The sequence below is a fragment of the Ruoffia tabacinasalis genome, assembly GCF_005864045.1.
Taxonomy (GTDB): Bacteria; Bacillota; Bacilli; order Lactobacillales; family Aerococcaceae; genus Ruoffia; species Ruoffia tabacinasalis.
In genome coordinates, this window is sequence record NZ_VBSP01000004.1 from 1 (window position 1) to 22,504 (window position 22,504).

Here is a 22,504-nt window from a genome sequence, read left to right on the forward strand (position 1 = left end):
GGTAAGATGTGTGTATGGATTCATAGCTTTCTCCTTCTAATAGTTGGTTGGTACATCTATTTTATAGGAAAACTATGGATCTTTTTTTATTTTATTATTGTTGTTGCACTTAAATTGTAAATTCGTCGGCCTTCTTTCCCATTGGTTTTGAATTGGTTAACCCATTTTTCAATCAAACTTGTCGTTGAAATATGGTGTTTCTTAGCGAGTAAGGTGTAACCTAATGTCCCATTTAGATACTCTTCGACAACCTATAATTTGAATTCATATGAATACTTTTGTGACACAAAAACGACCCCCGTAAAGTTAGATTTTTAACTCTAACTTTCGGGGGTCACCTCAGCGCCTTGCTATTTTTATACTTCTTTTAATTCATTAAGTAACTGACGTTTGGCTTCGATAAACTCAGGTTCAAAAATTATTTTCTCAACATCAAAGCTTTTAAAGTCGACGTGCAACTCAAATGTAATTTCACCGGGTTGCCCTTTAATAATATAAACCCTATCCGATAAGATTAAAGCTTCATCTACATCATGGGTAATGATTAATGAAGACCAGCCCATCTTCTCGCGGTAATTCATAAACCATTGATGAAGTTGACGTCTTGTAATGGCGTCAAGAGCACTAAAAGCTTCATCTAACAATAGCCATGGTCTGTCAAATGCAGCTGTTCGCATAAAAGCCACGCGTTGTCTCATCCCACCACTTAGGGCGTGGGGATAATAATTCGCCCATTCTTTAAATTGAAAGATATCGAGTAATTCTAACGCATGCTCACGTGCGTGTTTCTTGCTTTCACCCTGTATAATCCGTGGCAACATAATATTTTCAATGACAGTATAATGCGGATACAACATATCTTTTTGAAGCATGTAACTTATCTTACCTTTAATTTCTTTGGATCCATCCAACTCAATCTGACCTTGTTGGGCATCGATAATTCCTGCAATGAGGTTAAAAAGGGTTGTTTTTCCAACCCCACTCGGGCCAATAATGGCAACGGTCTCCCCTTTTTGAAGTTGAATGTTAATATTTTTTAGTACTTGACGATTCCCGTATCGAAAACCAACATCTTGAATTGATAACATGTTATTCTCCTAAAAATTCGTTCGTAAAGTATGTCCCTTCAGTCAAGTCAACTTCCGTTAAGTTACTTTCGTATAACCATGTGTAGAAAGCATTCCAGCGCTCTTCATCGATATAACCCCATTGTTCTGGTTTACTTGTATAGGCTTCGTTAATCCATTCTTGGGAAGCAAGAACAAAATCACGTTGCCCTTCTAATTCCGGTGCATGTTTCAGGAGAATATCGGTTGCTTCTTCTGGATTCTCGATTGCATATTGATAACCGCGTTTGATGGCTTGAACTACTTGCGTCGCTTCTTCAGGACTATTCGCTAAATAATCGTTATTTGCAATAATTATTGGTGAGTAGAAATCTAATTCTTCTGCGTAATCTCTGAAGTAAAAGAAATTCGTTGGAACGCCCTGGCTCTCAGCCATTATACCGTCCCAAGCGTAATAAACCCACGCTGATTCAAACATCGAATTGGCTAAACCAACAATGGAATTATCTGCTTGATTAGGGACTAATTCGATTTGTGAATAATCGCCGCCTTCGTTATTAATAATATGCTCTAACATTCCCAGTTCAATAGGATCATTCCATGTTCCATAAGTATGACCTTCCATCTCCACCGGTTTTGTAATTTGGCTGTCTTCTCTAGCAATAATACCACTTGTATTATGTTCGATAATTGTTGCGACAGCTGTTACAGGTAAACCTCCTGCTAGACGTGTAGCTAAAGAATCTTGGAAACTAATGCCAAATTGAGCTTGACCCAAACCTACTAATTCAGTCGTACTGCCTTCTGGTGGACGGCGAATCGTTACTTCCACGCCCGCTTCTTCAAAATACCCTTTTTCTAAAGCAACATATAATCCGGTATGATTTGTATTCGGTACCCAATCTAAAATAAACTCAATCTGACTGGCTTGAGCCGATGCACTCATAGGAATTAATACTGACATACTAACGATTAAAGCAACAAGCATTTTCTTGAAATAATTCATCATATTATTCTTCTCCTCTGATTTTCTTTTTTTGATTAAAACGCCAAGGTGTTAAATATTTTTCAATATAAGATACAACACCCATAAAGAACAGACTTAATAACGAAATTAAAACAATGACCGCAAACATCTTGTCATAGCTAAAGGCACGTTTGGTTTGAATCATATAAACCCCTAAACCTTCAAAGCCACCAAGCCACTCAGCGACAACCGAACTCACAAAAGCGTAAGACACACTGACCTTCAAGCCACTTAAGAAAAATGACATACTCGACGGTAACTTCACATGACGTAATATCTGCCAACGATTTGCTCCCATTAATTGGAGTAATTGAATCGCATCCTTATCCGCGTTAGCAAAGCCGTTCAATATACTAATAATAATGGGAAATAATGTCGTTAAAATGACTAAAACAATCTTTGGTGTCATGTCATAACCTAGCCAAAGCACTAATATCGGTGCAATTGCTACAGTTGGAATGGTTTGTGTAACCACCAACATTGGATATAAGGCTCGGTTCAACCAAGGAATCACATCCATAATAATCGCTAAAAAGAAAGCGAGGAAAATTCCTATAGCGAGACCAATAAACGCTTGAATCAGTGTCACCCGGCTGTTCATCCATAAATTCACTCGGTCTTGCCACAAAGCGATTAGGACATCACTTGGTGCGGGAATAATAAACTCAGGTAACCAACCAACTCTAGCAGCCACTTCCCAAAGCAGTAATAGCCCCAGACCTAAGATCCATGAAGCATATTTAGTGGCGATGTTTTGTAGTTTTATCTTCAATCGTTAACACTGACCCTTTCGCATCATAACTAATTTTGACGTTAGTAAAAATTTTGTGATGTGTTTGAGAAGCGATTTCGATCGCCTCTTTTAAGATAGGCATCAAAGTATCATAATCACCTTGAATCGTTGTCTCAAACGCCGCCACTTCATAGTTATCCGTCTTTGATGCTATAAAAGCAATGACAGAATCAACCACTTCAAGTGTCGCTTCTTGCGATGCACCTAGCGGTAAAATTTGTAAAGCAATACTACAATTAACCATAAAAAAACCTCCCTCATATTCACAACACAAAGTGTCTGAATTAAGGCAGGTTGAGTGATATTTATAAAGATATATTCGCACAAATTGCATACTGCACCAATATACATAAACTTTACTTATTCACTTCCCTACGCGAGTCTTAACTCATTCAGGTTCATAGAGTTCAGGTAATCCCATCTCAGCCGAAGCACCCCTTGTGTTATAGTAGAAAGTTTAGCATATTCATAAACAATGTGCAACCGGATTCACATTTTTCCATCAAAAAAGCTCGAAGAACCCAGATAAATAGGTCCTTCGAGCTGATTCAAATAATTTAATACATCATTAAATATTTATTTAATTCCCATTGTGTTACTTGTTTTTTATATGACTCAAATTCCATTGTTTTTTCAGCGATAAAGTTACCTGAAATATGTGGGCCTAAAGCATCTCTCATAATTGGGCTCGCTTCAAATTCAGCAATGGCTTCGCTAAGTGATGATGGCAGGTCAAAAACCCCTTCAGCCATACGCTCTTCTGGAGTCATCGTATAAATATTACGGTCAATTGGCATTGGTGGTTCAATCTTGTTCTCAATCCCATCTAAACCAGCTTGCAAGATTACTGCTAAAGCTAGATAAGGATTCGCAGAAGGATCCACACTTCTTAATTCAATACGCGTTGAATTTCCACGTGATGAAGGAATACGAATCAGTGGAGAACGGTTTCTCTCACTCCAAGCAATATATACTGGTGCTTCATACCCTTCAACTAATCGTTTGTAAGAATTCACTAATGGATTACAAATGGCTGTATAAGCACTTGCATGCTTAATTAAACCACCAATAAAGTAATGAGCATCCTTCGATAATTGATCTGGAGTCGATTCATCAAAGAAAGCATTTTTTCCTTCTTTATCGAATAAAGAAACGTTAAAGTGCATTCCAGATCCACTCTCACCATAGATAGGCTTAGGCATGAATGTTGCATATAAATTATGACGACGGGCCACTGTTTTAACAATCAATTTAAACAATTGAATTTTATCACAGGCGCGAATCGCATCATTATATTTCCAATCAATCTCATGTTGCCCTGGCGCTACTTCGTGGTGACTTGCTTCGATTTCAAAATCTAAACGCTCTAATTCAAGCACAATATCACGTCGACAGTTCTCGCCTAAATCCGTTGGTGCAAAGTCAAAGTAGCCACCATCGTCATTTAAATCCATCGTTGGTCGACCATCTTCATCCAGTTTTAATAAGAAAAATTCAGGTTCTGGGCCTAAGTTGAATGAAGAAAAGCCTAAAGCCTCCATCTTATCTAACACTCGTCTTAAATTCCCACGAGGGTCACCTAAGAAAGGCTCTCGTTTAGTTGTATCTACATCACAGATTAAACAAGCAATGCGTCCACCATCTGATGGGACATCCCAGTTAAAAATCATCCAAGAGTCGTAATCAGGAATTAAATACATATCACTCTCTTCAATACGTACAAATCCTTCAATTGATGAGCCATCAAATGTCATATTATTTTCTAATGCCTTTTCTAACTGTGTTAAAGGAATTTCAACATTCTTAATTGTTCCTCTAATATCCGTAAACATTAATCGTATAAAGTGTACGTTATTCTCATGCGCATCAGCAATAATACGATCTTTCGTCCATTTTGTCATTGCTTCAAAATCCTCTCTTTTAATAGGTTATTCGAATCTAGATTGAAAATCTAGTTCATCCCTTAAGATACGTCGCACATCTTGGTCAGTTAGAGGTACTGAGTTTTTAGATACTCTGTCACTAAAGCGATATCTATTTTTAATACCTTTAATTGTCATGCCTTCATCCATTAGGTCAATGATGTCCAGTAATCGATCGACATCATTTAAAGAGTATAGCCTACGGTTGGTTTCGCTACGTTGAGGCTCGATTAATCCCTGTTCTTCGTAATAACGAATTTGACGAGCGGTTAACTCCGTCAACTCCATAACCGTACCTATTGGAAAAACTGCTAGTGACTTACGAAATTCCTTTCTTGCCATCACCATTCTCCTCTCTTAGAAAATTATTATACGACGATTAAAAAGCTCTCGCAAACATATTATAACACTATTTGTAAAGAAATATCACATGAATGAATCCCAGACTAATAATTATTATTATACAGTCATTTAGCTTTTGAAATTATGAACAGAATATTAAACTTTCATTACTTTATTCAAATATTCAACATTTCCTATGGTATTCTCGAGTCAGTTAGCGTATTCTTTTATTTAGAAATGTTTTTTTAAAAGGAGTTTTTGAAATGCCAAAAACGCGTAACTATACGCCAATAGCAACAATTGGCTCTCTTATATTCATTGCCATTTGTTTAAGTTTAATTATACTTTTAAATAAATTAACTGCGAACAATAATTCAATTATTGCAGAGCACCAACAACAATCTACTCAAGAAGAGTTAATTTCTTTACAAACTGAGCCCGTTGTTTCTCAACAGACTGAAAGTGTCCCCGATGAAAGCATCGAAACACCAGCCACTCTGGCAGAAACACTGAGTACATACTCGCCTAAAGATAAAGCAATGGAAGAAACGATTGCTGAATTAACCCAAACAGAATTTGATGGAAACTTAATTCAAGCCCAAGACGAGATTCTTGCGGCCATCCATGCAAATGATCTTGATGTGGAAGAACTTGGTTACTTATTCTTACCAGATTATCCAGCAGAAAACACAGCTGCTGCAACTGGAAACCAAATTGATGTTCCATTGTATCTACAAAAAGATGCGAACTGGCGAACAGAAAAATACGGAAGTAATACAACCCAACAACTGGGTGAAAATGGCTGTGCAATCCTGTCTCTAGCCATGGTTCATGCTGCTTTTGAGAATCGTGAAGTGAATCCAAAAGAAATACTTGAATGGAGCGAGGAAAAATATTGGGTAGATAATGCCGGAACATCTTGGCAAATCTTCCATGATTTTGCGGTTGAACATAATTACGACTTTTATAACTATGGAAATGATTTCTATAGCGCAATGGAAGCTGTAAACAACGGTGAATTAATTGTTGCCTCTGTCGTACCAGGCTTCTTTACAGAAGTTGGTCACATAATTGTCATTCGTGGCTACGAAAACGGTCAAGTCTACGTCAATGATCCAAATGATGATGCTCAAAAAATGTATAGTATCCAAGGCATTGATGAAGAAGTGTTACTCGCAGAAGGAATCAATTACTGGTCTTTCTCAAAATAATTTAAATAATCTAACATCCATTCCAAAAAATTGGGATGGATGTTTCTTTTTTTACAAGTGATTTATTGAGTAACAACATTTGCTTGTTTTATTGTTATAGGCATTATGATATTATTAGACTTTGAGATAAATACGCCATCAATGTCATGATTGAAGGCGAAATATTATTCAATCTCATCTTACCAACTGAATTAACAAAAGACGTTGCAAAGATAATGAGGTATAATATAGAAGTCGGGATGTTATGTATCGCGCGGAGACATATTGTGCTCAAGATTGAAATATTATTATATAAAAAGGAGATCTAACAATGACATCAGTAGTAGTTGTAGGAACACAATGGGGAGACGAAGGTAAAGGTAAAATTACTGACTTTCTAAGTAATAACGCTGAAGTAATTGCACGTTATCAAGGTGGAGACAATGCAGGGCATACGATTCAATTTGATGGTAAAACATTTAAATTACACTTAATCCCTTCAGGTATTTTTGATAATAGTAAAATCAGTGTTATCGGAAACGGTGTTGTCGTGAATCCAAAGTCAATTGTTAAAGAATTGAACTATTTAGCAGCTGAAGGTGTTGATACAAGTAGTTTACGTATTTCTTCACGCGCTCATGTTATCTTGCCTTACCACATCTTAATGGATCAACTTCAAGAAGATTCTAAAGGTGATAACAAAATCGGAACAACCATTAAAGGGATTGGCCCAGCTTACATGGATAAAGCTGCTCGTGTTGGAATCCGTATTGCTGATTTATTAGATAAAGAAATCTTTAAAGAGCGTTTAAAAGTAAACTTAGCTGAAAAGAATAAATTATTCGAGCGTGTTTATGACAATTCACCTTTATCTTTTGAAGAAATTTTCGAAGAATACTACGCATATGGTCAAGAAATTGCGAAGTATGTTACTGATACATCAGTCATTTTAAACGATGCGATTGATGAAGGTAAACGTGTATTATTCGAAGGTGCTCAAGGTGTCATGTTAGATATCGATCAAGGTACATATCCATTCGTTACTTCTTCAAACCCAGTAGCTGGTGGGGTAACGATTGGTAGTGGAGTAGGACCATCAAAAATTGATACAGTCGTTGGTGTATGTAAAGCTTATACATCACGTGTAGGAGATGGACCATTCCCAACAGAATTGTTTGATGAAGTTGGAGAACAAATTCGTGAAGTAGGTAGAGAATACGGAACAACTACAGGGCGTCCACGTCGTGTAGGTTGGTTTGATTCAGTTGTTATGCGTCACTCACGCCGAGTATCAGGTATTACAAATCTATCATTAAACTCAATCGACGTATTGACTGGTTTAGAGACAGTTAAGATTTGTACTGCTTACGAAACTTCTGCTGGTGAACGTATTGAATATTACCCAGCAAGTCTAAAAGTTCTAGCTGACTGTACGCCAGTTTATGAAGAATTACCTGGTTGGTCAGAAGATATCACAGGGGCGAAATCACTTGAAGACTTACCGCAAAATGCACGTAACTACGTTCGTCGCATCAGTGAATTAGTTGGAGTTAAGATTGCAACTTTATCTGTTGGTCCTGACCGTGAACAAACAATGATTTTAGATAGCGTTTGGGGATAAACTCCCTTTTAAGAGCCCGTGGTTATATAACCTCTGGCTCTTTTTTGTTTTAAATTTAATACAATATTCACAAAATAAATGGCGAATTCCACATTTTTCCTTCGATAAAAATTCACATTTACAGCGTATGATGGAATTAACAGATAGAGGAGGGCGCAAAATGAGATTAAAAAAATTATTATTAGTATCTACATGTGCTTTAGCAATCGGAGCAGGAACTACTCTTGGAAATAATGCTTTACTACCAACGAGTCAAACCGTTCATGCCCAAGAAGAAACAACAACAGAGGTGGACCAAGAATTACTCGTTCAAATAAAAAATAACTTAGCGGGCGTTCAACCTGTTAACTTAGAACAATTATTAGAAGTAGAGGATCAATATTTAGTTGATTTATATACTACAAAAAATACTGAAGCAGAATCGAATCCTGAACTGGATGTATGGTTAGAAATGTATAACCAGTTAGCAATCGATTACCCTCAATTAAACCTTTTAACAGGTGAGGACTTACAAGCTTATAATGAAGCAGCAGAGGCTATTTCTACTTATTCAGAATATAGCTATTCAGATTTAAACACGGCTTTACCTAGTGACATCTTAGGATGGTATACGAACGCATTGTTAGAAAATAACGATGACGAGCAAGCTGCTGTTGAATCAATCGTGCCACAAATTACCCAAGCACGTGATGCTTACATCGAACGTCGTACTGAAAGAGAAAATGGCGAAGACAATGGGAATGGTGAAACTCCAGCACCTGAAGATGAATTTGAAGCAGCGATTTTGGAATATACTGATATTACAGAAGAGCAATTCAGTCAATTCACTGAGGAAGAATTAGCACCGATTAAAACAACTGCTGAAAATGGAGATTACGCTCAAGAAACGATGGACATTGTCCGCGACCAAATCATCGAATTAAATCCTGAAATCTTTACCGATGAACAGGTCGGTTCAGTTGCTACTAAGATTCGTGAAGCATTCATTGAATCAACACCTGCAACTCAAGAACAATTAGACCAACTTGATGACATTTACTTAGTAAGTATGGTAGGTGAAGGAAATCAAGCAGGTACTGATATTGGTGGAGCTTATAACACAGCTGTATACGATAACCCAGAAGTCTTTGGTCCTGAAGCCAGTCGTTTTAGAGACGCTTTAGTTTCGGATTATAACTTAAATGAAGAAGAGTTATTAGAAGTACCTGATGCTGAATTACTATGGCAAGAATTTTCAGTCTTCCAAGAAAATAACGCAGAAGACATGGAAGCCTTGGCATTAGCAATGCAAGAAAATTACGGTATTACTGTTGATGATGCAGAAACATCTTCAGATGAAAGTTCTTCAAGCGAAGAATCATCCGATGAAGAGTCTTCTGATGAGGAATCCTCTGATGAAGAAGAATCATCTGACTCAAGTGAATCCGAACCAGCAAGTGTTTTAGATATTTACCGTGAAGAATTAGTCGGTCAAACTGATTTAACGATGGAACAATTAAAGCAATTTAGTGATGAACATATTACTAGTTTGATGGATAGATTGGGACTTTCAACTGAAAGTACTTCTTCAGAAGAATTAACTGCTTTACGCGATGAAATTGTAATTGCTGGTTACGTGAATTTCAGTGATGATCAATTAGCAAGTGCAATTACTCCTGTTCGTGAAGCTGTCGTTAATCAAACACCAACAACAGATGCTATCTTGAATGAATTTAGTGATCGTACATTCGCTGAATGGTACAATGAAGCTAAGAATGCTGATGCAAAAGTACCTAGCTACATTTTCCAACAGTTAGTAACAATGTATCCAGACATGTTTAATGATTTAGTTGTTGAAGCTAAAAACAACATCATTCAAAATACAACTATCACTCAAGATCAAGTTGATCAAATGCAATTTGAAGATATTCTATGGGCTGTTCAACCGAATGAATCTGGTGAAGTGAATTATGTAGATGTAACTAATTACTTAACTGAAAGATATCCAGATGTAGTCAACGGTGGTGGTTCTCAAACACCTTCAAGTGATGACAATGAAGAATCATCAAGTGTTGATGTATCTATCAGTTCATCCGTAGAAGAGAATGAAGAAAACTTACCAAACACTGGTGAAAATAGTTCAATTTGGCTTATTATTGTAGCTGCATTAGCTTTAATCGGTGGAGGTATTTACTTATTCATCTCTGGACGTCGTCATAATAACTAAGACAAATCGATAGATAAATAGAATTAAATAAACCCTAAGCACTCTATAGTTGAGAGACTAAAGAGTGCTTAGGGTATTTTTGTTTACTCATTTGTTTAGTAGTCTAATGTTTCGAATAACTGGTCAAAGTATGCAACTGTCTCAGGTCTATCTTCAAGCGAACTATCTGGATAAGCCGATAAATCGGGTTCTTCATCTAAGAAATACTTCAGTGAATACACACCAAAGCCTTCTGCAAATGATTCAATGGTTGAATTGTAATAAGACTCCTCATCTGCCCATTCACTTTCATAAATGGCCTGCCAATCATCTTGCGTTGACCAAGAATCTTCTATTTCTTTATCCCAATCGATTAATGCATAGCTAGCAAAATCTAACGTATGACCAAATTCATGATAAATCAGATTTTTATAGATTGGTTTATCCCCTACAAAATATACTGTCCCATCATCCTTAGCTAAACCATGTAAAGTAAATCCAGGTGTTTCTGAAGGTGGCATTTCGCTTTCCGCTAAAACATAAATATTTGAAAGTCGGCGTTTGATTTCACTCGGTAATGTTTCAACAACCTCTTCAATCAAAGCGATATTTTCATCTAAGATAGCATCATCTTCGATTTGATCAGAGATAAAATAATGTAAAACTGGTTCTTCTAGATGTCCATTATTATATTTATTTGTTAAAATACTAAATTCTTCTCGAGCAATCTCAATCACTTCGGTAGCTAAATCATAATCATCACTTTCCGAATCAATTTGGCTATATAATTCCTCAGCACGTAACATTGAAGCTTTAGCATCGGCATACACTGAAGTCGGAATCATTTGTTTTAATTCGTAACATTCAACTAAATCTTCGGAATATTCATTAAAATAAATTTGTCTAAGTTTATGATTAATATCCAAGCGTTGCATCGCGATTAAATCACTATAATTGTATAAATCGACAACGTCAGTAGTTAAATTCATGGGTGCGACTAAATAATGATCTTCGGGGTCAGCCGAGTAATAGATGTAATATGAAATATAAGTGGCTATATCTCTATATGTATCTTTATACGCATTAAAGTGAACGAAATTATAAACTTCATCCGTCTGAGCAAATGGCAGTAGAGCTTCATCAGTAAATAAATTGTCTTCATTAATTGATACTTGATCACTTGGCAATTCAGCTTCAATCAACGTATAGTCACTTTGAGGATAAATCGTTGTATCAGTATCTATATTTTCGTATATGGCTTCATCAACAGGTTCAGCTTCGACTACTTGTGTGTGATCAGCTTGAGTATAGTCTATGCTATCAAGCGACTCAATTGTAGTAGCATTCGTACTAACTGGTAAAGCAAATAACACAATAAAAAAAGATAGAAGAGTTAAAGTGTTCAATTTTAACTTGCTTACAACATTTTGATGATTCTTTTCGACCGTCTCCATATTGTTACCTCCGCTTTCAATGTAATATATTATAAGTTTAATACAAACCAGCTTAAAGAGAAAGGAATAACAAAAAGAACGCATGTTCCCACTATAAAGTTTCACGTGGAACATATATTCGGTTTTTTACTACTTTACACACCTATTTAAATAGTGGTTAAACTGATTAATCGCCACTTTAATCGAGTTAAACACAAAAAACTCTTTCTAAATTTAATTAGAAAGAGTTCATTGTAAGTTACATCATGGGTGGTTCGGGTACAAATGAAAGACTTGAGAATTTATTATATTCCTTTTTAAATAATAAGCGAACTGTATCTCTAGCTCCTGCACGGTTCTTAGCTAAGATAACCTCAACAGTATTATCAGGCAGATCATCATCTTGAACTGGTTCTTCATCACCTTCTTGTTGGTGATAATCCTCACGGTATAAGAAGGCAACGATATCCGCATCTTGCTCAATCGATCCAGACTCACGAATATCACTTAAGATAGGTCGTTTATTCTGACGGTGTTCCACACCACGAGATAATTGAGACAGTGCAATGACAGGTACGCCTAATTCTTTGGCTAATTTCTTCAATTGACGAGAAATTTCAGATACTTCTTGCTGACGACTTTCGCCACCGGATCCTTCAATTAATTGAAGATAGTCAATCACAATCAGACCTAAATCTGGATTTTCTTGTTTTAATCGTCTACTTTTCGCACGAATTTCAGATACTTTAATCCCTGCTGTATCATCAATAAAGATCGGTGCATCTTTAAGTGTGTTTGTAGCCACCGTGAAACTATTCCATTCATCATCGGTAAGTTGTCCTGTACGTAAATTAGATGCATGTATATTACCTTCCGCACAAATAATACGGTTTACTAAATCTAATGCACCCATCTCTAGTGAGAATATTACAACAGGTATTTTAGATTTCGTGGCAACGTTTTGGGCAATGTTTAAAGCAAAGGCTGTTTTACCTACGGATGGTCTCGCAGCTAGAATAATCAATTGGTCTGGTTGGAAACCACTCGTTAATTTATCTAAGTCGATATAACCTGTTGGTAAACCAACAACGTCTCTTTTCTCTTCCGATAATCGAACAATGTTCTCAAATGCATCTGAAATTAACGAGCGTATAGAGACAGGTCCGTCATTATTCTTCCCTTCACCAATTGATAAGATTAGTTTCTCACTTTTTTCGATGATATTAGAAATCTCATCACCTTCTTCATAAGCCGTCTGGCTTATTTGTGTACTAGCTGAGATTAAACTACGTAAGATTGATTTATCTTTTACTATCTTTGCATAATGGTCAACGTTTACAGCTGTTGGTGCTGTTTGGGTTAACTCAATTATATAATCATGGCCACCTACATTTTCAATTTCTCCATAACTCGTAAGTCGATCAATTAAGGTGATGGCATCAAGTTCATAATCAGGTGAATCGAAGATATTCGCCATCGCATTAAAGATAATGCGGTGTTTACGTAAATAAAAGTCATCTTCCTCAATAATTGATTGAACCGTTCCTACTTTAATAGGATTGATAAGTAATGCGCCGAGCACTGATTGTTCAGCTTCTATATTATATGGTAGTTGTCTATCCATTGGTTTATTTTCCAACGGTTCACCTTCTTTCTTCATTTCTATATTCTACTCGATTCACTCTTAAATACAAGTATATAAATCATACCAAATTCTCAGCCTTTTTCATAGTTATCAACATGTTAATAACTTTTATTTAAAGCCTTTTAGTAATATTCATATCTTAATAATTCAAACCAATAAAAATAGTGTATTCATTGGTTTGAATACCAAATGAATACACTATTAAAATGCTTAAAATGTTTCATATGAAACTATTGTTCAACGATATGTACTTTAATATCTGCTGAGACTTCACTATGAAGTTTCACTGGAACGTTGTAACGTCCTAAAGAGTTTAAATTTTCACCTAATTGGATCTTACGGCGATCAACCTCGATGTTATATTGCTTTTCAAGCTCTTCTGCAATTTGTTTAGAAGGGATAGTACCGAATAATCGACCATCTTCACCTGTTTTAGCTGCAATCGTAACAACTGTCTCTTCTTTTTCAATGGCTTCTTTAATTTCTTTAGATTCAGCTAATTCTTCTTTAGCCAGTCTAGCTTCAGCTTCTTTTTTAGATTTCAGCTGATTTAAAGCTGCACCATCCGCTACTTTAGCAAGGTTGTTCTTGATTAGATAATTACGTCCGTAACCATCTGATACTTCAATCACATCACCTTTTTTACCTTGTTTCTTGACATCTTTCAATAGAATTACTTTCATTCAAAGTCCTCCTTATTCTTTATTTATTTCTTCTGATAATTGAATATAGACCTCTTCAGTCGATTTATCTTCAATTTGCGTCGCCGCATTCGATAAATGACCTCCGCCACCTAATCTTTCCATAATCGTTTGGACGTTAATACTTCCTAAACTTCGTGCGCTAATCCCTACAACAGAATCACTTCTACGGTAGATAACAAAGGAAGCTTCAACACCTTTAACGTCTAGTAAAACATCAGCAGTTTGTGACGCTGTTATATTATCAAAAACTTCTTCATTAGGTCCAATAATAACTGCATAGCCATCTTTGACAAATTTTGTATGCTCTAATAGTTTGTTACGCTCAATTAAGTTTGATAAATCTTCTTTAAGTAAGCGTTGGATTTGAACACGGTCTGCTCCACGAGATTTTAAATAACTTGCTACATCAAAAGTTCTTGAACCTGTTCTTGATGAGAAATTATTCGTATCTACAATCACCCCAGCAAGTAATGCTGTTGCCTCAAACTTATTTAATGCTTCATTCGTATTACGCATATTAATGAAGAATTCAGTAATCAACTCTGATGTTGACGACGCATAAGGTTCGATATATGTCAGGACCGTTTGCTCTGGGAACTCCTCACCACGACGGTGATGGTCAATAATAACCACATCATGTCCATTTATCAATTCTTCAGCTTCACTTAATGACGGACGATGATGATCGACTAAAATCATTAAAGTTTCATCAGACATATATTTTTCAGCTTCTTCTTTATTAACGAAGATATCTTCATCCCATAAGTAACGAGCTTGATCTAAGGCCAATAACTGACGAATATCTTGATTAAACTCATCTTCATTAATCAGAATACGAGCTGGGACCCCAAAGGATCTGACAATCTTATAAATACCTATTGCAGAGCCCATAGAGTCCATATCAGGGGTTTTATGGCCAGATATGAGTATTTGTTCCGCTTGTTGAATTGACGTGCGTAAGGCTTGAAAAACTAGTCGTGATTTTATGTTTGTACGTTTCTCTGTAGGATTTGTCTTACCACCATAAAATCTTGCTTTACCAGACTGCGATCGAACGACAATTTGGTCGCCGCCGCGTCCAAGCGCTAAATCTAAGTTAAGTTGTGCTTGGTCTGATAAGTCATCAATACGATAACTTGGTGAATCTGGATAAGATACGCCAATACTAATTGATAATGGCATATTTCTTAAAGAATTGCGTTCACGCATCTCATCGAAAAACTTAAATTTATCTTTTTCAAGTTTATCAAGCACATATTGGTTTAGAAGTAGAATAAATTTTTCCTCATTGATTCGTTTAGTAAAAACGCCATAGGATTCAGCCCATTCATTGATATCATTCAATATAATAGAGTCAAAATTGGTTGCCTGTTGATCATCGAGTGTTTCTACAATCTCGTTATAGTCATCCAAGAAAAGATAACCGAATACAACTTGATCGAATTTCTTTTGTTCTCGAATCAACACTTCATCTGTTACATCAATCATATATAATGCTTTCACATCTGTTTGGTGTAATATACGGTAATACCGGTCCATAAAAGGAACAGTATGCCAATGTTTATCAGATTCAATTGCTATCATTTTGTCAAACTCTTTATTTATAGATACTAGTGGTTCTCCAAGTAACTCCTGCGATCCAAACAAATGTTGCATCGCTGGATTGACCCACTTAATGCGATGATTAGAATCTTGACCATATAATAGGATTCCAATAGGAGAGCGGTACATTGCATCTTCCTGTGCACCTCGTACTGATTGAGAGAGGCGACTCGCCATTGTACTTAAGTTACGAATAAAGTTTTCATAATTAAACACAAAAAATACGACAACTGCAATTAATAGTATAAAAAGCATTACACCGATTTCCCAGCGTAACATTAATGCAGCAAGCATAATGATTGTATATAAAATGACTAAACTATAAATTTGCCAACTAATATCTAATGAATGAAATTGTTCAAAGAATGCTTTAAGTCTTTCTTTGTTAAACATATTTCACCTCATCTAATTAATAATATACTAAGTATTTTAACATAATCAATGTTCTAATGCTATTGTTCCGAAGTTTACTAACTTTCTAGAAAATAAGTTAAAAGTTTCATGTGAAACATTTATGTTATTCGTCAATAAAAAAAGAGAGTAGAACACAAGGTCCTACTCTCAGCTAATTAAATTAGTCTTTAATTGTAAATGGAATTAGTGCCATAATACGAGTACGTTTAACTGTTGAAGTTAAAGTACGTTGATGTTTAGCACAAGTACCTGTAACTCGACGAGGTAAAATTTTACCTTTTTCAGATACGAAACGGCTAACTAAATCCACGTCTTTATAATCAGGGTGATCAATATGATTTGCACAGAAAAAACATACTTTTTTTCTGCGTCTTCCACCACGACGTTGTCCCATAGGTGTTATCCTCCTTTATATTTTAAACGAATGTTGAAAGATTAGAATGGTAAGTCATCTTCAGAGATGTCAACTGGCGTGCCATCTTCCATGTTAAATGGTGAGTTACCGAATCCTCCACTATTGTTATTTGAATTATTGTTTTGATATGATGATTGGTTATTGTTGTAGTTGTTTTGTTGGTTTTGAGAGTTGTTATTGTTATAACTTTGTCCGCCACCATAACTACTACTGCTATTATTGTTGCTAGTATCCGCAGGTCTTTGTTCTGTAACTGAACGTGGCTCCAATAAATGGAACTGTTCTACAACTACTTCAGTAACATAGACACGTTGACCTTGTTGGTTTTCGTAATTACGTGTTTGAATACGTCCTTCGACTCCAACTTGAGATCCTTTACGGGTAAAGTTAGCAAAGTTTTCTGCTGATTTACGCCAGATTACGCAACTAATAAAATCGGCTTCACGCTCACCTTGTTGATTAGTAAAATTGCGATTAACGGCTATGGTAAAAGTACCTACTGCAATACCTGACGAAGTAAACTTCAAGTCAACTTCTCGTGTCAAACGTCCCACTAATTGAACTGTGTTCACAATTACATCCTCCTTCAAAGTGTTTCACGTGAAACAAATTAAGCTTCTACTTTAGTAATCATAAAACGTAAGATTCCGCGATTGATCGCAGCTAAACGGTCGAATTCGTTGATTCCTGTAGCATCTGAAGCTTCAGCTGTGATTAAATGATAAATTCCTTCTTTATAATCATTAATCTCATATGCTAAGCGACGTTTTGCCCAGTCTTTCGACTCAACAATTGTAGTTCCGTTTGCTGTTAAGATACCATCGAAACGTTCTACTAATTCATTTTTCTCGTCTTCGTTTAAGTCAGGACGGATAATATATAAAATTTCGTATTTTGTTGTTTGGCTCATTTGGCTTGCACCTCCTTTTGGTCTGATGGCCCTAAATATTTATTAGAGCAAGGAGAGTATAGTTAAATACTCACATCAATGAATTATACAATTATCATCATTTGATTACAAGCTTTATTTGAAAGTTTTTTATGAGATATTTTACATTATTTTCATCTTATTTTAATAAACCCCTTAGTTTTTATTTATTTTGTGATATAATGATCATATCATTAATTAAAAAAGGAGCGTTTGAGATGAATCGCATTTATAATTTCTCTGCAGGACCGTCTACACTGCCAGTTTCAGTATTAGAAGATGTTAGTAAAAACCTGACAAATTACCAAGGGCAAGGCCTATCCGTTATGGAAATGAGCCACCGATCTCCATCCTACATGGAAATTCATGCGAATGCTAAACAGTCATTACGCAACTTAATGAATATTCCAGATACTTACGAAATTTTATTCTTACAAGGTGGGGCATCAACTCAGTTTTCAAGTGTACCATTAAATTTATTAAATCAATCAGGTAAAGCTGACTATATCTTAACAGGTAGTTTCTCTAAAAAAGCTTATAAAGAAGCCCTTCGCTACGGTGACATTCAAGTCGCAGCAAGTACTGAAGAAGATGATTTTACTTATATTCCGAATAATGACGCTATTAATGTCCGTCCAGATGCTGATTATGTACATTTGTGTTTGAACAATACAATCTATGGAACGCGTTTTAAACCAGAGGAACTCCCTCAATTTGACAATATTACTTTAGTCGCTGATATGTCTTCGAATATTCTATCAGAAGAATATGATGTCTCTAAATTTGGCCTAATCTATGCTGGAGCTCAAAAAAATATGGGACCAGCGGGTCTAACTGTTGTCATTGTGCGTAAAGACCTAGTAGGTAAGGCTCAAGATATCACGCCTACAATGCTCGATTATGCGACACAAATTGATAAAGATTCAATGTATAACACACCTCCTACTTTTGCTATTTATGTAGCTGGTCAAGTATTTGCTTGGTTAGAAGAGCAAGGTGGTGTGAAAGCCATCGAAGCAATCAATAAAGAAAAAACGGCTAAACTTTATGACTACATTGACCAAAGTGATTTCTATCAAGGGACAGCTCGTAAAGAGAACCGTTCAATTATGAATGTGACTTTTAGAACCGATTCAGAGGATTTAGATAAAGCTTTCGCTAAAGAAGCCCAAGAAAAAGGTCTCCATAACTTGAAGGGGCACCGATCAGTCGGTGGCATGCGTGCGAGTATCTATAACGCCATGCCGATGGAAGGTATCGATGCACTCATTAACTTTATGAAGGACTTTGAAAATAATAATAAGCGAGGTACGAAATGAGCTATACAGAAAAAAGATTTAAAATTAAAACATTAAATAATATTGATGCCAATGCATTAAGTAAGCTAACACACGAATTTACTTTAAATCATAGCGATTCTGAAGCGGATGCCATCATTGTAAGAAGTGCTGATATGCATCAAATGGATTTGCCAGAGAATTTAAAATTTGTCGGACGAGCAGGTTCAGGTGTTAACAATATCCCAATTGATGAATTGACTGAGAGGGGAATTGTTGTTGCAAATGCACCAGGAGCCAACGCAAACGGTGTGAAAGAGTTAGTTCTGTCTGCTTTGATCATATCTTCAAGAAATATTGAATCGGCCTTAGATTGGACACAAACACTCATAGGCGAGTCTGATATTGGTTCAAAAGTTGAGGCGGGTAAAAAGCAATTTGTTGGACCCGAATTAGCCCATAAGAAAATTGGCATCATTGGTTTAGGTGCCATTGGTGTGCTTGTTGCTAATATGTGTTTAAGTTTAGGGATGGATGTCTACGGTTATGACCCATACTTATCGGTCCAACACGCTCTCGGCTTAAATCCCTCAACAAAAACTCAATATGATATTAATTATATTATGCAAAACTGTGATTACATCACATTACATATTCCATACAATGACAGTACTAAAAATTATTTAAATGCAGAATTATTAGCTGAAGCCAAAAAAGGTCAAATCATTATTAACTGTGCCCGTGGTGGTTTAGTGGATTTAAATGCTTTGGAAGACGCAATTAATAATGGAAGTATAGGTAAATATGTCGTCGATTTCCCTGATGAAAAAACATTAACTATGAAAAATACGATTAATATTCCACATCTCGGTGCATCAACGCCTGAAAGTGAAGCGAATGCAGCAAATATGGTCATTGATCAAGTAATGGATTACTTAAAAAATGGAAACATTCATCATTCAGTGAATTTCCCTACGATTAATTTTGGTCCAATTCAAACAGTTTGCCGTATAACAGTGTTACACCGTAATATTCCGAACATGATTGGTCAGATTACTCATGTACTTTCTCAACACAATCTGAATATTAACCGATTAACGAACAAACCTCGCAATGGCTGGGCTTGTACAATGATTGATTTAGACAATGATATCGAAGAAAATGATAAAATTGCACTTGAAAATATCGAAGGTGTCGTCCGTGTTCGACATCTTAAACCGTCAACAAACTAAGAAAAATAAGCACATAAAAGAAGCGATAAGCTCATCAAATGATGAAAGCTTGTCGCTTCTTTGTTCATTTATTATTCATTATCTTCATCAAACTCTTCTTCAGTATCTTCTACTGCTTCTGAAATTCTTTCTGATAATTCTTCATTGAGTTCAACATCTTCGGAAGTTACCGACTCACGGTCAACTTTGACGTCATCAATATGTTCAATGACCTCTTCCTCTGTAACATCTTCTTCAGCTGTTGGAATCGTAGCGATCGAACTAACAATAGCATCGTCATCTAAGCGAATCATACGAACACCAAGGGTAGCACGAGATGTTTGGGAAATACCACCAACGTTTGATCTGATTACAACACCTTGATCAGTCATAATCATCAAGTCTTCATCACCTTTAACAGTCACGATACCTGCTAATTTACCACTCTTCTCAGAGATATTGGACGTTTTCACTCCAAGACCTCCACGATTTTTAGGTGTATATTCTGAAGCAGGTGTTCGTTTACCATAACCATTTTCAGTTACAACTAAGACTTCGTGCTCATCAGTCAATACATCAGATCCAACAACATAATCATCATCACGTAATTTAATACCACGGACACCTGTGGCAGTACGCCCCATCACACGAACATCACTTTCATTGAAAGTCATCGCGTTTCCGTTATGTGTTCCGATAATAATGTTGTGTTCACCCGTTGTTTCCATAACATTGACTAATTCATCGCCTTCTTTTAAGTTAATTGCGATTAATCCATTTTGACGAATATTATAATAATCTGATGAATCAGTACGTTTTGCTGTACCACTTCGCGTTACAAAGAATAAGTAACTATCAGATTGACCAGATTCTTCGGTTGATTTATTCACTGAAATAATTTGTTTCACTACTTCTCCAGTACCAAGACTAATTAAGTTTACGATTGGTAAACCTTTTGCCTGACGTCCGTATTCTGGAATATCGTACCCTTTAAGGCTGAATACGCGTCCGAGGTTCGTAAAGAATAATAGGGTATCATGGGTTGAAGCTGAGACAAGTGTTTGAATTTCATCGTTATCTCCTAAGCCCATACCTTTAACACCACGTCCACCACGGTTTTGAACTTGGAATTCATCTTGAGTCATTCGCTTCACATATCCGTTAGCAGTTAAAGTGATTAATACATCTTCTTCATCGATTAAATCTTCGTCATCGATGTTCATTAAATCCCCAATTTGTAATTCCGTTCGACGTTCATCGCCAAAACGTGTTTTTAAATCTGTTAATTCATCTTCAATAATTTCAAACATACGCTCTTGGTTACTTAAAATCTCAGTTAAGCGTTCAATCAATGCGAGTAAATCATTGTGTTCTTTCTCAATTTTTTCACGTTCTAAGCCAGTTAAACGAACTAAACGCATATCGAGTATTGCTTGTGCTTGGACATCTGTAAGTCCGTAATTTTCGATTAATTGTGTTTTAGCTGTCTCACCATCACGAGATGAACGGATAATCGTAATAATTTCATCAATATGATCTAAAGCAATCAATAATCCTTGTAAGATATGGTCACGATTTTCTGCTTTACGTTTCTCGAATTCAGTTCTACGACGAATCACTTCAATTTGGTGATCTAAATACTTATCAAGAATATCTTTAATACCTAGGACTTTAGGTACGCCACCGTCAATCGCAAGCATATTAAAACCAAATGACACTTGCATTGGAGTGTATTTGTAAAGGTTATTCAAGACAACACTGGCAGAAACATCACGTCTTACTTCAATAACCACACGTGTCCCTTCACGTGCAGACTCGTCGTTAGCATAAGTAATACCTTCGATTCGTTTTTCACGAGCTAATTCAGCAATACGTTTAACTAAATTCGCTTTATTTACTCCATAGGGTAATTCTGAAACAATAATACGTTCACGATCATTACCAATGGGTTCAATGTCTACTTTTGAACGGATAATGATTTTCCCTTTACCTGTTTTGTAGGCTTTACGAATACCTGATTTCCCCATAACAATACCACCCGTTGGGAAATCCGGACCTGGAATGTGTTCCATAATTTCTTCGACAGTAATTTCTGGATTGTGCATTAGCGCAATCACACCATCAATGACTTCACCTAAATTATGTGGCGGAATATTTGTTGCCATCCCCACAGCAATACCAGCCGCACCGTTTACCAACAGGTTAGGGAAACGAGCAGGTAATACTACGGGTTCTTTTTCTTCTTGAGAATAGTTTTCTTGAAAATCAATAGTATCTTTATTAATATCACGAAGCATTTCTAAGGCAATTTTCGACATACGTGCTTCCGTATAACGCATTGCCGCTGCTCCGTCACCATCGACTGAACCAAAGTTCCCGTGCCCATCCACGAGTAATTGACGGTAACTAAATGGTTGTGCCATACGTACCATCGCTTCATAGATTGCTGAGTCCCCATGGGGGTGATATTTCCCCATAACATCCCCAACAATACGTGCAGATTTCTTATGTGGTTTATCAGGGGTAACTCCTAATTCATTCATCCCATATAAAATACGGCGCTGAACGGGTTTCAAACCATCACGTACATCTGGAAGTGCACGTGAGACAATAACACTCATTGCATAGTCAAGGAATGACGTTCGCATTTCATCTGGAAGATTAATTGATTCAATTTCGCGGTGATTATCTCCGAAAATTTCACTCATATTTTTATTCCTTTCTGTTT

The 22,504-nt window shown here is 36.3% G+C and carries 19 protein-coding genes and 1 riboswitch; of the genes, 5 read left to right on the forward strand and 14 right to left on the reverse strand.

The annotated features are described in order from the left end of the window. Nucleotides 1-356 precede the first annotated feature (356 nt). From FEZ33_RS02110 to FEZ33_RS02135, 6 genes are all read right to left on the reverse strand, one after another. Complete coding sequence (locus FEZ33_RS02110) at nt 357-1,088, reverse strand: ABC transporter ATP-binding protein (RefSeq protein ID WP_138403744.1); 732 nt, start codon at nt 1,086-1,088, stop codon at nt 357-359. Nucleotide 1,089: 1 nt separating this feature from the next. Next, nucleotides 1,090-2,076, reverse strand: a complete 987-nt coding sequence (locus FEZ33_RS02115) for an ABC transporter substrate-binding protein (RefSeq protein WP_138403745.1) — start codon at nt 2,074-2,076, stop codon at nt 1,090-1,092. A 1-nt stretch (nt 2,077) separates the two neighbouring features. Next, nucleotides 2,078-2,866: an ABC transporter permease gene (locus FEZ33_RS02120; RefSeq protein ID WP_138403746.1), complete on the reverse strand. Its 789-nt coding sequence runs from the start codon at nt 2,864-2,866 to the stop codon at nt 2,078-2,080. Continuing rightward, complete coding sequence (locus FEZ33_RS02125) at nt 2,835-3,131, reverse strand: thiamine-binding protein (protein ID WP_171031249.1); 297 nt, start codon at nt 3,129-3,131, stop codon at nt 2,835-2,837. Before FEZ33_RS02125 ends, FEZ33_RS02120 begins: the two co-directional genes overlap by 32 nt. A 108-nt stretch (nt 3,132-3,239) precedes the next feature. Beyond that, a riboswitch (TPP riboswitch) is annotated at nt 3,240-3,336 on the reverse strand. A 108-nt stretch (nt 3,337-3,444) separates the two neighbouring features. Continuing rightward, the gene (gene glnA, locus FEZ33_RS02130; RefSeq protein ID WP_138403748.1) at nt 3,445-4,788 is read right to left on the reverse strand and encodes a type I glutamate--ammonia ligase; all 1,344 of its coding nucleotides are present in this window, start codon (nt 4,786-4,788) and stop codon (nt 3,445-3,447) included. A 27-nt stretch (nt 4,789-4,815) separates the two neighbouring features. After that, a complete protein-coding gene (locus FEZ33_RS02135; protein ID WP_138403749.1) occupies nt 4,816-5,151 on the reverse strand; it encodes a MerR family transcriptional regulator in 336 nt (111 codons plus the stop codon). A 263-nt stretch (nt 5,152-5,414) separates the two neighbouring features. On the opposite strand from FEZ33_RS02135, the gene FEZ33_RS02140 reads away from it, so the two are divergent. From FEZ33_RS02140 to FEZ33_RS02150, 3 genes are all read left to right on the forward strand, one after another. Next, on the forward strand, nt 5,415-6,362 hold the full coding sequence (locus FEZ33_RS02140) for a C39 family peptidase (protein WP_138403750.1): 948 nt from the start codon (nt 5,415-5,417) through the stop codon (nt 6,360-6,362). Between the two features lie 310 nt (nt 6,363-6,672). Continuing rightward, entirely contained in the window at nt 6,673-7,962 is a 1,290-nt protein-coding gene (locus FEZ33_RS02145) for an adenylosuccinate synthase (protein WP_138403751.1), read from the forward strand. 160 nt (nt 7,963-8,122) lie between these two features. Then, nucleotides 8,123-10,168 carry an LPXTG cell wall anchor domain-containing protein gene (locus FEZ33_RS02150; protein ID WP_138403752.1) on the forward strand — a complete coding sequence of 682 codons (2,046 nt, stop codon included), beginning with the start codon at nt 8,123-8,125 and terminating at the stop codon, nt 10,166-10,168. Nucleotides 10,169-10,263: 95 nt separating this feature from the next. Here the strand turns inward: FEZ33_RS02150 and FEZ33_RS02155 are convergent, their stop codons facing one another. From FEZ33_RS02155 to rpsF, 7 genes are all read right to left on the reverse strand, one after another. Next, the gene (locus FEZ33_RS02155) at nt 10,264-11,601 is read right to left on the reverse strand and encodes a hypothetical protein (RefSeq protein WP_138403753.1); all 1,338 of its coding nucleotides are present in this window, start codon (nt 11,599-11,601) and stop codon (nt 10,264-10,266) included. Nucleotides 11,602-11,839: 238 nt separating this feature from the next. Beyond that, nucleotides 11,840-13,240 (reverse strand): replicative DNA helicase, encoded by a 1,401-nt coding sequence (gene dnaB / locus FEZ33_RS02160; RefSeq protein ID WP_171031250.1) that lies wholly within the window; start codon nt 13,238-13,240, stop codon nt 11,840-11,842. A gap of 215 nt (nt 13,241-13,455) precedes the next feature. Beyond that, the gene (gene rplI, locus FEZ33_RS02165; protein WP_138403754.1) at nt 13,456-13,908 is read right to left on the reverse strand and encodes a 50S ribosomal protein L9; all 453 of its coding nucleotides are present in this window, start codon (nt 13,906-13,908) and stop codon (nt 13,456-13,458) included. A gap of 12 nt (nt 13,909-13,920) precedes the next feature. Then, nucleotides 13,921-15,924 (reverse strand): DHH family phosphoesterase, encoded by a 2,004-nt coding sequence (locus FEZ33_RS02170; protein ID WP_138403755.1) that lies wholly within the window; start codon nt 15,922-15,924, stop codon nt 13,921-13,923. A 181-nt stretch (nt 15,925-16,105) separates the two neighbouring features. Continuing rightward, entirely contained in the window at nt 16,106-16,339 is a 234-nt protein-coding gene (gene rpsR, locus FEZ33_RS02175) for a 30S ribosomal protein S18 (protein ID WP_138403756.1), read from the reverse strand. Nucleotides 16,340-16,380: 41 nt separating this feature from the next. Further along, nucleotides 16,381-16,935: a single-stranded DNA-binding protein gene (gene ssb, locus FEZ33_RS02180; protein ID WP_197104116.1), complete on the reverse strand. Its 555-nt coding sequence runs from the start codon at nt 16,933-16,935 to the stop codon at nt 16,381-16,383. Nucleotides 16,936-16,970: 35 nt separating this feature from the next. Further along, nucleotides 16,971-17,270 (reverse strand): 30S ribosomal protein S6, encoded by a 300-nt coding sequence (gene rpsF, locus FEZ33_RS02185; RefSeq protein ID WP_138403758.1) that lies wholly within the window; start codon nt 17,268-17,270, stop codon nt 16,971-16,973. A 236-nt stretch (nt 17,271-17,506) separates the two neighbouring features. On the opposite strand from rpsF, the gene serC reads away from it, so the two are divergent. Together serC and FEZ33_RS02195 are read left to right on the forward strand one after the other, a co-directional pair. After that, on the forward strand, nt 17,507-18,607 hold the full coding sequence (gene serC / locus FEZ33_RS02190) for a 3-phosphoserine/phosphohydroxythreonine transaminase (protein ID WP_138403759.1): 1,101 nt from the start codon (nt 17,507-17,509) through the stop codon (nt 18,605-18,607). Then, nucleotides 18,604-19,797, forward strand: coding sequence for a 3-phosphoglycerate dehydrogenase family protein (locus tag FEZ33_RS02195; protein WP_138403760.1), 1,194 nt, complete (start codon nt 18,604-18,606; stop codon nt 19,795-19,797). Before serC ends, FEZ33_RS02195 begins: the two co-directional genes overlap by 4 nt. 71 nt (nt 19,798-19,868) lie before the next feature. Here the strand turns inward: FEZ33_RS02195 and gyrA are convergent, their stop codons facing one another. After that, on the reverse strand, nt 19,869-22,484 hold the full coding sequence (gyrA, locus tag FEZ33_RS02200) for a DNA gyrase subunit A (protein ID WP_138403761.1): 2,616 nt from the start codon (nt 22,482-22,484) through the stop codon (nt 19,869-19,871). Nucleotides 22,485-22,504 lie beyond the last annotated feature (20 nt).

Excerpts from the sequence above, each read along its gene's own strand:
- FEZ33_RS02155 (WP_138403753.1), bottom strand. The coding sequence starts at position 11,601 with ATGGAGACGGTCGAAAAGAATCATCAAAATGTTGTAAGCAAGTTAAAA.
- dnaB (WP_171031250.1), bottom strand. The coding sequence starts at position 13,240 with ATGAAGAAAGAAGGTGAACCGTTGGAAAATAAACCAATGGATAGACAA.
- FEZ33_RS02110 (WP_138403744.1), bottom strand. The coding sequence starts at position 1,088 with ATGTTATCAATTCAAGATGTTGGTTTTCGATACGGGAATCGTCAAGTA.
- glnA (WP_138403748.1), bottom strand. The coding sequence starts at position 4,788 with ATGACAAAATGGACGAAAGATCGTATTATTGCTGATGCGCATGAGAAT.
- FEZ33_RS02140 (WP_138403750.1), top strand. The coding sequence starts at position 5,415 with ATGCCAAAAACGCGTAACTATACGCCAATAGCAACAATTGGCTCTCTT.
- rpsF (WP_138403758.1), bottom strand. The coding sequence starts at position 17,270 with ATGAGCCAAACAACAAAATACGAAATTTTATATATTATCCGTCCTGAC.
- FEZ33_RS02170 (WP_138403755.1), bottom strand. The coding sequence starts at position 15,924 with ATGTTTAACAAAGAAAGACTTAAAGCATTCTTTGAACAATTTCATTCA.
- rplI (WP_138403754.1), bottom strand. The coding sequence starts at position 13,908 with ATGAAAGTAATTCTATTGAAAGATGTCAAGAAACAAGGTAAAAAAGGT.
- FEZ33_RS02125 (WP_171031249.1), bottom strand. The coding sequence starts at position 3,131 with ATGGTTAATTGTAGTATTGCTTTACAAATTTTACCGCTAGGTGCATCG.
- FEZ33_RS02145 (WP_138403751.1), top strand. The coding sequence starts at position 6,673 with ATGACATCAGTAGTAGTTGTAGGAACACAATGGGGAGACGAAGGTAAA.
- serC (WP_138403759.1), top strand. The coding sequence starts at position 17,507 with ATGAATCGCATTTATAATTTCTCTGCAGGACCGTCTACACTGCCAGTT.
- FEZ33_RS02115 (WP_138403745.1), bottom strand. The coding sequence starts at position 2,076 with ATGATGAATTATTTCAAGAAAATGCTTGTTGCTTTAATCGTTAGTATG.
- rpsR (WP_138403756.1), bottom strand. The coding sequence starts at position 16,339 with ATGGGACAACGTCGTGGTGGAAGACGCAGAAAAAAAGTATGTTTTTTC.
- FEZ33_RS02195 (WP_138403760.1), top strand. The coding sequence starts at position 18,604 with ATGAGCTATACAGAAAAAAGATTTAAAATTAAAACATTAAATAATATT.
- FEZ33_RS02150 (WP_138403752.1), top strand. The coding sequence starts at position 8,123 with ATGAGATTAAAAAAATTATTATTAGTATCTACATGTGCTTTAGCAATC.
- gyrA (WP_138403761.1), bottom strand. The coding sequence starts at position 22,484 with ATGAGTGAAATTTTCGGAGATAATCACCGCGAAATTGAATCAATTAAT.
- FEZ33_RS02135 (WP_138403749.1), bottom strand. The coding sequence starts at position 5,151 with ATGGCAAGAAAGGAATTTCGTAAGTCACTAGCAGTTTTTCCAATAGGT.